The sequence below is a fragment of the Mycobacterium sp. UM_Kg1 genome (genome assembly GCF_000972925.1).
In the GTDB taxonomy this organism is placed as follows: Bacteria; Actinomycetota; Actinomycetes; order Mycobacteriales; family Mycobacteriaceae; genus Mycobacterium; species Mycobacterium hiberniae.
Genome location: NZ_JRMK01000050.1, coordinates 1 through 13,226 on the forward strand (window position 1 = coordinate 1; position 13,226 = coordinate 13,226).

General features: G+C 68.8%; 6 protein-coding genes. All 6 read right to left on the reverse strand.

The window, feature by feature from the left end; translation table 11 throughout:
• Positions 1-4,719 (reverse strand): type I polyketide synthase (locus tag LI92_RS10000; protein ID WP_046318482.1); only part of this gene is annotated, 4,719 nt, incomplete at its 3' end.
• A 92-nt stretch (positions 4,720-4,811) separates the two neighbouring features.
• Positions 4,812-6,104 carry an MFS transporter gene (locus tag LI92_RS10005; protein ID WP_286134994.1) on the reverse strand — a complete coding sequence of 431 codons (1,293 nt, stop codon included), beginning with the start codon at positions 6,102-6,104 and terminating at the stop codon, positions 4,812-4,814.
• A gap of 31 nt (positions 6,105-6,135) precedes the next feature.
• Entirely contained in the window at positions 6,136-7,758 is a 1,623-nt protein-coding gene (locus tag LI92_RS10010) for a glycosyltransferase family 87 protein (protein ID WP_046318484.1), read from the reverse strand.
• Positions 7,755-10,103 (reverse strand): transglycosylase domain-containing protein, encoded by a 2,349-nt coding sequence (locus LI92_RS10015; RefSeq protein WP_286134995.1) that lies wholly within the window; start codon positions 10,101-10,103, stop codon positions 7,755-7,757. The genes LI92_RS10010 and LI92_RS10015 overlap by 4 nt, the downstream gene beginning before the upstream one ends.
• Positions 10,104-10,294: 191 nt before the next feature.
• A complete protein-coding gene (locus LI92_RS10020) occupies positions 10,295-12,769 on the reverse strand; it encodes a transglycosylase domain-containing protein (RefSeq protein ID WP_046318461.1) in 2,475 nt (824 codons plus the stop codon).
• Positions 12,762-13,187 carry a DUF5318 family protein gene (locus LI92_RS10025; RefSeq protein ID WP_046318463.1) on the reverse strand — a complete coding sequence of 142 codons (426 nt, stop codon included), beginning with the start codon at positions 13,185-13,187 and terminating at the stop codon, positions 12,762-12,764. The genes LI92_RS10020 and LI92_RS10025 overlap by 8 nt, the downstream gene beginning before the upstream one ends.
• Between the last annotated feature and the right edge of the window lie 39 nt (positions 13,188-13,226).

Here is a 13,226-nt window from a genome sequence, read left to right on the forward strand (position 1 = left end):
CCCTGCCGCTCGTGCGATTGCGATGGCGGCCCGGCCGACGCCGCCGGTTGCGCGGTGGATCAGCACCTTGTCGTCTGGTGTGATGCGCGCAAGGTCGTGCAGTCCGTACCAGGCGGTGGCGTATGCGGTCGGCCACGCGGCGGCTTCAGTCAGCGGCAGCTCCGCCGGCAGGGTGGCCACCCGCCGGGCATCGCAGGTGATGAACGTGCTCCAAAAGCCGTCGGGAGAAATCCCGGCGACGCGGTCGCCCACCCGGTGGCCGGCGACATCAGGGCCGACCGCCGTCACCACGCCCGCGAAATCGGCGCCCAGCTGCTGCAGGCCCGCCTCGATGGGAGACGCCTGCGCCCAATCGACTCCGGCGACTGTCACCGCAACCTCGATCTGACCGCTGCCCGGCACGATCCGCGGGTGCGCGACTGGCTCCCACGAGTCGGGTTCGGTCGCGTCGCTGCGCTGCAGGCGCAGGCAGGCTTGGCCGTGTTCGACCACGGTGGTCCGCCGATCGGCTGGGCCGAGCGGGCGGGGACGCAGCCGCGCTGTGTACCAATCACCGTCACGCCAAGCGGTCTCGTCCTCCTCGGACCCGCTGCGAAGTTGCTCCGCAAGGTGGGCGGTCAATGCCTCGTCCTGCTCGGCGGCGCGGCCGTCGACATCGATCTGGGTGACCTTCAAGTGCGGATACTCCGAGTCGACAACCCGCAGCAGCCCACGCAGACCGGCTTGTTCCAGATTGGGCCGATCCCCCGGTCGGACCGCGGCGGCGTCCCTGGTCACCACATACAGCCGTGGTGACTCGCCGGGAAGCGCCACCATCTGCCTCACAATGTCGAGCAGGTGCGCCACCACGTCCCGAGCCCGCCGCGGGGGGTGGAAACCGGTGAGCGCTGGCGGGGTAACCACAACAACGCCGGTTAGGCCATTGAGCGCCTCGTTGACGGCTGGCGCCTGCCCGCGGCCGATCGGCGTCGCAACGGTGCGGGATCGCGCCGCTTCGCCGTTGAGTGCCTCGCCGAGGCGGCCGGTCAGGCTATCCGTGGCGTCCGCCATGCTCAACACCAGCCAGCTTCCCGCATCGGTCGGCGCTGCGGCCGGGTGATCACGGCGCTCCCACTCGATGGTCAGCAGGCGCTCATCGAGGGTGCGCTGCGCGGACTCGCTCTCCGATCGGCCGGCCGCGAACTGCAGACCCTCGACGGTGAGCAAGACCTTGCCCGTGCCGTCCATCAACTCCAGATCAGCCTCGCAGGCGCCGGCTCGCGTAGCCGTCACCGTGCTCAGGCAGTACCGCACGTCGCGGATCAGATGGTGGCGACGGAGCCTGCGCACGCCGACCGGCCGCAGCAGTCCCCCATCGCCGGCGCGCGGGACATCGGGCCGCATGACGGCAGACATGATGCACGCTTCGAGGAGGGCTGGGTGGACTTCATAGAGTCCCTGCTGCGAGCGGGCCGGCCCCGGCAATGCGACTTCGGCCAACGCCGTGGCACCGATGGTGTGCCGGCCGTCGCCGACGCTAACCGCGACCAGACCCGAGAAGGCCGGGCCGTACTGGATTCCGTCACGGTCTGCTGCGTTTCGCAGATCAGCGCCGCCCAGGCGGGTCTGGTGTGCGGCCAGCAACGCGGCGACGTCACGAATTGACGGTTGCCGCACCTCCGGCGGAGCCTGCAACACCGCGGTAGCGCAGTCGACGCGGTCGCGCCCCTGATGGGTGTGCACCCCGAAGTCGAGGACGCCGGGCGCCACCACCACGGCCCCCGAGGACACCGAGGTCCAGTCCTCCAGGGGCAGTATCTGTTCGAACCGCAGGTCGCGAACCTCGGCTGATTCGCCCAGGCTGGTACGGGCTGCGGCCAAAGCCATCTCACAGTAGGCAGCCCCGGGCAGGACGGCGACGTTGTGAACCCGGTGATCGTCGAGCCACGGGTGCGCAACAAGTCCGACTTCGCCTTGCCAGACGTGGCGTTCGGGTTCCTCCACCAGGTGTACGTGCGCTCCCAACAACGGGTGGACGGCCCGGACCGCGGGGCCGCGCGGAGTGCTGTCTGCGTCCTCCCGGCTGAATATCAGCTCGCGGTGGTTCCAGCTCGGCAGCGGCGCTTCCACCAGTGTTCCCGATGGGTAGTGCGCAGCGAAGTCCACTGCGGCTCCGACGCTGTGCAGGTCAGCGACGAATCCGCACAATCCGTTCCAGGGCCGGTGTTCTGGTGGGGTGGCCAGTAGCGCAGCGATAGGAATGTCGAGGCTGCCGGCATTCTGCTCAAGGACAGCAGCCAATCGCGAGTGCGACGCCAGCTCTCCGAAAACCCGGTAGCCGTCCTTGATCGCCGCCTGCACGGCTGCTGCGAACCGCGCCATGTAACGCAGGTTGTCCGCCCAGTACTGGCCGTCGAATGACGGCCGGTCACGTGGCGACCACAGTGTTGCTGAGTAGTAGGGGATTTCGGGCTCAGTCGCCTTCAGGTCGGCGAGGGCTTGAACCAGGTCATCGAGGACCGGTTCGACCTGTGACGAGTGTAGGGCGACCGCGACGTCTACCTGCCGTGCCGGTACACCCTGTTGCTGCCAGGCGGCCAGCAGGTCGCGAACGGTCTCCCCGTCGCCGCCGATGGTTGTCGACACCGGCGACTCGACCACGGCCAGCACCGCGTCGGATACGTCACGAATGGAGAGCTCCGACAGCACTTGCTGCGCAGGAAGTTCCACGTTCGCCATGGCACCACTGCCGGCGATCCGCGCCAGCAACCGTGACCGGCGACAGGCGACGCGGAGTCCGTCCTCCAGGGTCAGCCCGCCGGCTACGACGGCCGCCGCCGTCTCCCCGAGCGAATGCCCGACAACGGCGCCCGGCCGAACCCCGTGGGCCTTCATGGCTTCAGCCAGTGCGACCTGGATGGCGAAATTCGTCGGCTGCACTCGTTCGACTTCGGTGGGCGGCAGCTCGGCAGCGATGGTTTCGGCAAGTGAAAATCCGGACTCTTCGGCGACGATCGGCTCCATCTTTGCGATCGCGGCGGCAAAAGCCGGTTCTTCGGCGAGCAATGCCACCATGGGCGTCCACGCGGGAGGCTGGTCGGAAAACACCCATACCGGCCCGCGACCGTCGGATCCGATGGCAGGCGGGTAGGCCAGGTCACTGTCGGCGATCTCGCGCAGCGCCTCGCCGAGTTCGCCGAAGTTGCTCGCCACCACGGCCGTTCGTACCGGACGGTGTGACCGCCGCCGCGCCAGTGTGTAGCCGAGATCGGCGAGTCCGGCGGTAGTCATCGTGCTGCCGTATTTGTCGACCCAGTCCGCCAGCCGGGCAGCTGTCGCACGCAGCTGGGCCGCCGACGTCGCCGATATCGGGACGAGCAGCGGCGCTTGCCGGCCGACTCCTGTCGCCGATTCCGTTACCGTCGGCTCAGGCGGTTGTTCGACGATGACGTGCACATTGGTGCCCGACAGGCCGTGCGAAGATACCGCGGCCCGACGCGGCTGGCCCGCCTTGTTCGACCAAGTTATATTCTCTTGCGGCACGACCAGATTGGTCTCTATGTCGGCCAGCTGATCCGGCAACCGGGTGAAATGCAGATGCTGTGGGACCGTTCCGTGCTGGAGTGCCAGTATCGCCTTCATCAGGCCCAGCGGTCCGGATGCCGACTGGCAGTGCCCGAAGTTGGTCTTGACCGACCCCAAAAAGCAGCGGTCGTCGGTGCCGTAGACTGCGGCCAGTCCGGCATATTCGGTCAGATCCGCGGATGGGTTTCCCAGACCGTGCGCTTCAACCAGCTCCACCGTGGCGGCTTCGACACCGGCGGCGGCCAACGCGGCCTGATACACCGCGACCTGCGCCGGCTTCGACGGCCCCTCGGCCGCTCCCGTGCCGCCGTCCTGATTGGCGGCACTGCCGCGCAGCACCGCCAGGATGCGGTTGTGATCGCGGATGGCCTCAGGCAATCGTTTGAGAAGCAAGACCACGCAGCCTTCACCCGCGACGAATCCGTCGGCAGCGGCATCGAAGGCCCGGCATCGGCCGGTCGGGGACAACATGCCCTGCTGCGAACCGGCGACCGACCTGCGGGGTTCGAGCATCACCGATACGCCGCCCGCCAGCGCGAGTTCGCTTTCGCCGACCTGCAAACTGCGGCACGCCTGGTGGACAGCCATCAGGCCCGAGGAACACGCCGTGTCCACCGTGACTGCCGGTCCGTGAAGTCCCAGGGCCCGCGACACCCTTGCGGAGGCGAAGCTGCTGCTGGTTGCGGTGAATCCGTAAGGCCCCTCAGCGGCGCCGCACTCGGCGGACAGCAGTTCGTAGTCGCTATGCGTCAACCCCACGAACACGCCGGCCTGCGATCGAGCCAAGGCCGCCGGGTCTATTCCGGCGTGCTCGACGGCCTCCCACGAGGTCTCCAGCAACAGGCGGTGTTGCGGGTCGACCGCGATGGCTTCCGGCTCGGCCATGCCGAAGAAGTCGGCATCGAAGGCGCCGATGGTGTCCAGGAAGCCGCCCCAGCGGGACACCGACCGGCCCGGCGCCCCCGGCTCGGAGCCGTAATAGGCCTCGACATCCCACCGGTCACCGGGTACTTCTTCGATGAAGTCGTCACCGCGCATCAATGCTTCCCAGAACCGTTGCGGTGAATCGATTCCGCCCGGAAGCCGGCACGCCAGCCCGATGACGGCGATCGGCGAGATGGACGGACTGTCGGGGGATGTGGGAGGGGTAGTCATCGCCCTCGCGAGGTTACAGGAAGATCACGACAAATTTGCGGTTGCGTAAACCAAGGTGCCGATAGCGGTTCATGTAGCCACTATTCAAGTCTTCACCGCCGGTCCAGTAGTTCACTTTGTGGTGCGGAAGCCCGGATGGGCAGCATCGCGATCAGTCCGGCGGCCAGCACAACCAGCAGTCCCCCGAGTCCGGCCCGGTCGGCGCCGAACAGGTCAACGAAGGTGAAGAACAGTGTCGGCGCCAAGAAGGTCGCCGCCCGCCCGGTGGTGGTGTAGAGCCCGAACGACAGTCCCTCCTTACCGGCGGGGCTCATCCGCAGCAGTAGCGTGCGCGCCGACGACTGGGTTGGGCCGATGAACAGGCTCAGCAAAAGGCCGCACACCCAGAATGTCAGTGGTCCCGACAGTGTCAGCAACACGAGGCCGACCACGATCATCGACGCCAGCGAGCCGAGGATCACAGCCTTGGCACCGATGCGCTCGTCGAGCAGGCCGCCGAGCGCCGCCCCGACAGCGGCCACCGTGCTGGCTGTCACTCCGAACAGCAGCACGTTCGCCGCCGAGATGCCGTACACGTTGACGCCCAACACCGCCCCGAACGCCACCACCCCGGTGAGCCCGTCCCGGAACACCGCACTGGCCAACAGGTAGTAGACGATGTTGCGATCACGGCGCCATTCAGCGACCAGGTCGGCTCGAAGCTGGCGGAATCCTCCCGACGCGACCTGCAGACCATCAAACGCGGGGCCATCGGCCGGTGTCGGCTTCGCCCTCAGCAACGGCAGTGCGAATACCAAGAACCACACCGCGGTCAGCAGCATCGCCGCCCGCACGTTCACCCCATCGGCAGTCGGCAGACCCAGCACACCGACGGTGGGCCCCTCCCCGGCGACGAAACCCACGTAAATCACGAGCAGCAGGGCCACACTGCCGAGATAGCCTGCAGCCAAGCCGAAGCCGGAGACTCTGCCCGCGTTCTGCGGCGTGGTGACCAATCGCAACGTCGCGTTGTAGGGGACGGTGGCCAAGTCACTGGCGGCCGCCGTTACGGCCAACAGCACCAGGCCCGGCCAGAGAAAACGGGGGTCGTTGCGGATCAGACTCATCGACGCGGTCAGTCCTGCAACCGTCAGACTCAGCACGATCAGTGCCCGCCGCCGCTGCCGGGGTTCGGTGATCGAGGTGCCGGTCAGCGGGGCGAGCAGCGCCACCGCGATCCCGGCAACGGCCATCGCACGCCCCAGCCAACTGGCCGCCGACGTACCGGCGCTCGCCCCGACCGACGCGGTCAGATAGACCGAGAACACGAAGGTGATGGTGATCGCGTTCAGGCCGGTGGCTCCGCAGTCCCAGAGCGCCCACGCCAACCAAGGGGGTTTCCGCACGGGCACAAACCCTATAGCTGACACGCAGCCGCTAACGCCCCGGTTCCCGGTCGAGTGGCACCGCAGACTTGGGCCGTAACCAGGCCGGAAGCCAATCCGGGGGCGCATCGGGCGCGCGGTCGAAAAGGCCGCCGGCCGGGTCGTCGGCCCACCCGTGTGCCCGCACCAGATCCTGTTGCGGCCGGTAGATCTGCCGAATCACCAACGCGCACAACACCAGCACCGCCAGGTCACGCACCAGCACGGTGCCGGTGAACCACTGTTCGGGCAGGCTGCGGTCGGGAACGCTGTAGAGGTAGTACATCCGCGGCACCCAGACCAGCGCATCGACGGTCATCCAGGCCAGCAGCAGCCGGCGGTGTGGCAGCGCCAACACCGCCAGCGGCACCAGCCACAACGAGAACTGCGGGCTCCACACCTTGTTGGTCAGCAGGAACGCCGCAACCACCAGGAACGCCAGCTGCGCTACCCGCGGCCGCCGGGGTGCGGTCAGCGCGATATAGCCGATACCCAGGCAGCACAGCGCGAACAGTGCGGCCACCACCCCGTTGAGCACTGCCGGCGGTTGCCACATTCCCAGGTCGCCGTCGAAGCCCTGCCAGCCGGTCAACGACCGCACCACGTTGTACAGCGAATCCATGTCGTCGCCGCGACGCGAATTGAGCCGGAAGAATTCACTCCAGCCGCGCGGCGCGAACACCAGGATCGGCAGGTTGACCGCCAGCCAGCTCAGCGCCGCGGCCGCTGTGGTGCGGCCGGCCTCCCGCAGCCGGCCGGTGCGCACCCCCAGCACCAACAGCGGGAACAACAGCAGCACCGGGTAGAGCTTGGCGGCCGCTCCCAGGCCGAGCAGCACCCCGGCGGCCGTGGGCCTGCGCCGCGCCCACGCCAACAGGCCCGCCCCGGCGAACGCGACGGCCAGTGCGTCGAAGTTGGTGAAGATCTGGAAGATCACCAGCGGCGACGCCGCCACCAGCGCGGCGTCCCAGATGCGCCGGCCGGCCAGCCCGGCGGTGGACCACACCGTCGCCAGCCAGGCCAGCGCCAGACCCAGCGCGACGATGTCGAAGAACACCACCACCTCGGCGACCCCGCGCAGCGCCGGGATCTTCACCACTTTGGTGATGGCCGTATACGTCTTCGCCAAGGCCATCGCCCCGTACTGGTACAGGCCGGTCAGCACCGGATATTCCATGTAGCGCACGGCGGGCAGCCCGTCGTAGCGGGTCTGCTCGTTGCCGGAGGAGTCCTTCTCCACCCAGCTGGACTTGTAGGGAAACCTGCCCTCGTCCAGCAGCTCCGCGGTGTAGAGCGGCACCACGTCGGTGTAGCAGAGCTGGAAGTAGGCGCGCTCGTGGTCCCAGTTGGCCACCCGCTGATCCGGGTTGCCGCTGCCGGTGCTCTGCAGGCACGGCGACTTGGTGGTCCAGCCCAGGGCCAAGAACAGCACCGCGATCAGGAACATCACCCGAAGCGGCGTCATGAACCTGGTGCGCCCGATCAGCGCATGCCGCCCCACCGGTCCCCCGATGGTGTTGGACAGCGCGTGCCCGATGACGTCGGTGCGGCTGGGGCAGTCCCGGTCGTCAGCACTGCGCAGGTCGGCCGCCAACGGACGAGGCGAGCAGACCGCGCGTTCGCCGGTTTCGGTCACGGCTGCACCCCCGGTGCCGGTGGGGGCAGCGGCGGCGGCGGAAGTGGCGGCGGCGGAAACAGTTCCGGCATGGGGAAGCCCGGCGGCCCCGGCGGCGGCTCGGCGCCGTCCGGTGGGGGCGCCGGCGGTGGCGCATGCCACACCGGTGCGCGCAGCGGCGCCGACCTCGGCGCACCGGCGAAGCCGCCGATCTCGGGTGGCTTGGGGAACGCGACGATCGGATCGCCCGCCAACGCGCCGTCCATGCTGGCCTTCCAGATGTCCCCCGGCAGGCCCGCGCCGTAGATGGGGCCGCCCCACTTGTTGGTCAGCGGTTCGGTGCCGCCGGCGGTGCCCACCCAGACCGCCGTCGACAACGTGGGGGTGTAGCCCACCATCCAGGCGTCACGGTTGGCGCCGGTGTCGCCGAGTTGGGTGGTCCCGGTCTTGGCGGCCGCCGGTCGCCCCCCGGCCAGGCTGTGCCCGCCCGACCAGCTGGGGATCGCCTTCATGGCATCAGTCACGTTGTCGGCGACGGCTGCGGGAATCCGATGCTCACCGGCGGGGGCGCTGTCGAAGAGCACCCGGCCGTCCGGCCCGACGACCTTCTGGATGAAATGCGGACGGTGGTACACCCCCGAGGCGGCCAGGGTGGCGTACGCCGAGGCCATGTCGATCACGCGAGTCTGGTATTGGCCGAGCACGATGCCGTTGTTGGGCGGGCCGCCGCGGCCGTCCTCGGACAGGGTGAACGCGACGCCGGGAAAGCTCGTGGCGATCCCGGCCTGGTGCGCGGCTTCGGCGACGTCTTCGGGGCCGTTCCGGAGTTTGAGCATCAGTCGGTAATAGGACGTGTTGAGTGACCGTTTGAGCGCCTCGGCGATGTTGCACACCCCGCAGCTGGCGCCCCCCACGTTACTGATCTTGATCCCCCCGACCTTCAACGGCGAGCTGTCCACCTGGTAACCCAGCCCGATCCCCTGTTTCAACGCAGCCACCAACGCGAACACCTTGAACGACGAGCCGGTCTGCAGACCCGCCTGGGCGAAGTCGAAACCGCCCGCTTCCGGACCACCGTAGTAGGCCAGCACCGCACCGTCGCGGGGGTCGATGGAGACCACCGCGGTCCGCAGCGACGGCTTCTGCCCCGCCATGGCCGCCGTCACCGCCTCCTCCACGGCCCGCTGCGCCTTCATGTCGATGGTGGTGGTGATGCGCAGCCCCTCCATGTTCAGGGCCTGCTCGTCGAGGTGGAACAGGTCGAGCAGTTCTTCGGTGACCCGGCGCGCAATCAGTCCCCTGGGCCCCCATGCCTGGTCGGCGTTGCGGGCCTGGTCCGGCGGGATGGTGGCCGGGAAGCTCTGCCGGGCCCGCTCGCTCAGTGTCAGGGCGCCGGTCTGGACCATGCCGTCGAGCACCCAGTTCCAGCGCTCGAGGGCCAGGCCGGGGCTGATCGCCGGATCCAGCGTGGACGGCCGCTGGATGACCGCCGCCAGCAACGCGCCTTCGGCGACGGTGAGGTCCTCGACGCGCTTGTCGAAGTACGCCCGCGCCGCCGCGGAGATCCCGTAGGTGGTGCGTCCGAAGTAGATGATGTTGAGGTAGGCCTCCAGCACCTCGTCTTTGGGCCACTCCTGGCTCATCTTGGCCGCGATGACGAGTTCTTTGCCCTTGCGGACCAATCCCCGCACGCCCACTCGATCCGAGCCGACCAGTGCGTTCTTGACGTACTGCTGGGTGATGGTCGATCCGCCCTGGGTGTCCCCGCCGAGCAGATTGTTCCGGATTGCCCGCACCAGCCCCGTGATGGAGAACCCGGCGTTGGTGTAGAAGTCGCGGTCCTCGGCGGCCAGCACCGCCTCACGCACGTGGACCGGCACTCGGTCCAGGCTGATGTCGATCCGGTTGCCTTCCGGCGGAACGATTTTCGCCAGCTCGGTGCCGTCAGCGGCGAGGATGGTCGACACCTGACTGGTGGGGATGTCGCCCGGCTCGGGGATGTTCACCGCCCGGTAGGCCATTGCGAAGGTGACGAGGGGCGCCGCCACCAGCATCGCGGCGGTCACGTAGAGGCCCCACCGGATCCACTGCCAACTGCGGCGCCGCCGGTCCTCGGGTTCGGCCGCGCTCCCGGCTGCCGGGTGGGCCGGCCGGCAGGTGTTGTCGTCATCGGGGCGCGGCCGCTCCATGGCGGCCTTGACCGCCTCGAGGCGCTGCTGCAGATCCGCGTCGTCATCCGGGTCCTGCGCGCCGGGCTCGGGCCGCCCGCGCTGCGACGGGGCATCCGGTGCGGCATCTGTGGTCGTCAGGAAATGCTCTTCGCCGGCGCTGTGGGTTCCCGGCGCCGTCGGGCGGTGCGTGGTCACCGCCGGCCGCGTTGTCTCCGCGGGTCAGAGTCGGGCGGGCAGGCCTCCACCATTCCTGGCCGGGTGTCACCGGGCACGCCGAACGACGAAGTGCTCAGCAGCCCGTTTCGCACCCCGCGTCGCTGCAGTCGCATGGCGACCAGCCTACGTGCGTGCAGGCAACGTCGAGATGAATCCAGATCACGAACGCACTACGGCGCGGGCGGTGGCGGCTCGGCCGGCGGTGGGATCCCCGGCTCGGAAGCCGCCGGCGCAGGCGCGGGCGGGGCGACCTGGATCGTGGTGGGCGGTCCGATCGGGATGGTGATGCCCGGGGCGATCTCGATCGTCGGCTGAATGACGGTTTCGGTCGGCGGCGGCGGGCCTTCCTCCACCGGTGGCGGGGGCGGCGGCGCGGCCGGGACGCCCGCGTAACCACCGATCTCGGTGGGCGTGGGGAACGACTCGTTGGGGGTGCCCTGCAGGGCACCGTCCATGGTGGCCTTCCAGATGTCGGCCGGAATGCCCGCGCCGTAGACCGGGCCGCCCCACTGGTTGACCAGGGGCTCATCTCCCCCGGTGGTGCCCACCCAGACCGCGGTCGCCAGCGACGGCGTGTAGCCGACCATCCAGCCGTCCCGGTTGGCCCCGGTGTCGCCCAGCTGCGTGGTTCCGGTCTTGGCCGCCGACGGCCGTCCGCCGGCCAGATTGTGTCCCCGCGACCAGGCGGGTATGGGCACCATTGCGGCGGTGACGTTGTCGGCGACCGCCTTGGGGATGCGCTGCTCGCCGGTGTCTTCGGCGTTCTTGGCGTCGAAGAGCACCCGGCCGTCCGCGCTGACCACCTTCTCCACGAAGTGCGGCGGGTGATAGACCCCCGAGGCCGCCAGGGTCGCGTAAGCGGAGGCCATATCGATCACCCGGGTTTGGTACTGGCCCAGCACCACACCGCCTTCCGGCGGCCCCCCGTCCTGGGACAGGGTGTGCGGCACGCCCGGGAAGCTCTTGGCCACGCCGGCCTGATGCGCCGCGTCGGCGACGTCCTGCGCCCCGTTCTTGAGCTTGAGCATCAGCCGGTAGTAGGCGGTGTTCAGCGAGCGCTTGAGCGCCTCGGCGATGCTGCAGACACCGCAGCTCTCGCCCTCGGAGTTGGTGATCTTGGTGTGCCCGTTGTCCAGCGTCAGCGGAGAGCTGTCGATCTGATAGCCCAGCCCGATGCCCTGTTCCAGCGCGGCCACCAGCGCGAACACTTTGAACGACGAGCCGGTCTGCAGTCCGGCCTGGGCGAAGTCGAAACCGGTGGCGTCCGAGCCCCCGTAGTAGGCGCGCACCCCGCCGTCACGCGGGTCGATGGACACGACCGCGGAGCGCATGTTGGGGATCTGGTCTTTGAGGTAGGTGGCCACCGCGTCCTCGGCGGCTTTCTGCGCCTCGGGATCGATGGTGCTGGTGATCTGCAGGCCCTGAGTGTTGAGGGTCTGTTCGTCGATGTTGAACAGCTCGAGCAACTCCCGGGTGACCTGCCGCTGGATCAGCCCGTTGGGTCCGGTCGTGATGTTCTGCGCGCGGGCCAACTCCGGGGACACCGTGACCGGGAACTCCTGCGCCGCACGCTCGGCGGCCGAGAGGGCGCCGGTCTCCACCATCCCGTCGAGCACCCAGTTCCACCGGTCGAGGGCGCCTTCGGGATCCACCGCGGGATCCAGGGTCGAGGGACGCTGGATCAGCGCGGCCAGCAGCGCGCCCTCGGCGATGTCGAGTTGCTCGACGGGCTTGTCGAAATAGGCCCGCGTCGCCGCGGCGATCCCGTAGGCGCCGCGCCCGAAGTAGATGATGTTCAGATAGGCCTGCAGCACATCGTCTTTGCGCCACGCGCTGGACATCTTGGTGGCGATCACCAGTTCTTTGGCCTTGCGAACCAATCCGCCCATACCGGCGCGCTCGGATCCGACCAGCGCGTTTTTGACGTACTGCTGGGTGATCGTCGATCCACCCTGGGTGTCGCCGCCGAAGATGTTGTTCTTGATCGCACGCAGGAATCCCGACACCGAGAACCCGGGGTTGGAGTAGAAGTCGCGATCCTCGGCGGCCAGCACCGCGTTGCGCACGTACACCGGCACCTGGGAGATGTCGATGTCGACGCGATTGCCTTCCGGCGGCACGATCTTGGCGAGCTCGGATCCGTCGCTGGCCAGGATCGTCGAGACCTGGTTGGTCCGGATGTCGCCCGGCGAGGGCACATCGGTGATCGAGTAGGCCATCCCGAAGGTGATCACGGGTAGCAGCAGCATCACCGCCAGGGCGATATAACAGCCGCGGCGGATCCACCTCCAGTTCGGCGGGTGCTGCCGCAGCCACTCCAGGGGATTGGGCGCAGCGGGCCGGGCGGCATGACCGGACGGCTCGGGACGCCGCGGGGGCGGCGCGGCAGGCGTGGCCGGCTTGGCCGGCGGCGGCTCGCGCCGCGGAGTCCGTGCGCTCAGCGCGGGCTCGCGTTGCGGCGCCGCTCCGTCCAGGGCCGCCTTGACGGCGTCGATCGGATCCCGCAGGTCGGCAGTCACCGCGTCGTCGACGGCGGGGATGATCGTGGTCTGCCGATCATCGGGCTCCGCCGCCGGGCGTCGGTCGCCGGCGTTCCAGGACTGGGCCGAGCCAGGGTCGGACCCGTCGTCGTAATGCCTACTCACTGGCGGTACGGGCTCCGCCGCGTGCCGTGCGCCGTCCGCGCGATCCCTTGGGCGGGCGGGCGATGCCCAGCACGTAGGACTTCACCAGATGATTCCAGCTGCAGGTGCGGCAGACCTCGACCACGTGCACCGAGAACTCCGGGTAACGGGTGGCCAACAACACCAATTCCTCGGCCGAGCGCGCCGAACCGGAGACCGGGCCGAGATGATCGCCGTAGACCCACGACACCAGCGTGAGCTGCTCTTTACGGCAGATGGGACAGACCACCGCGCTCTGCTTGCCGTGGTACTTCGCGGCCCGCAGCAGATACGGGTTGGCGTCGCAGACTTCGGAGACCCCGGTGCGCCCGGAATAGACCTCGGCCAGCAGGGAACGGCGCCGGAGCGCGTAGTCCACTATCTGTCGCTGCAATCGCACGCTGACCAGAGTACGTCGGGTACTGGAGGGCCGTGGTGA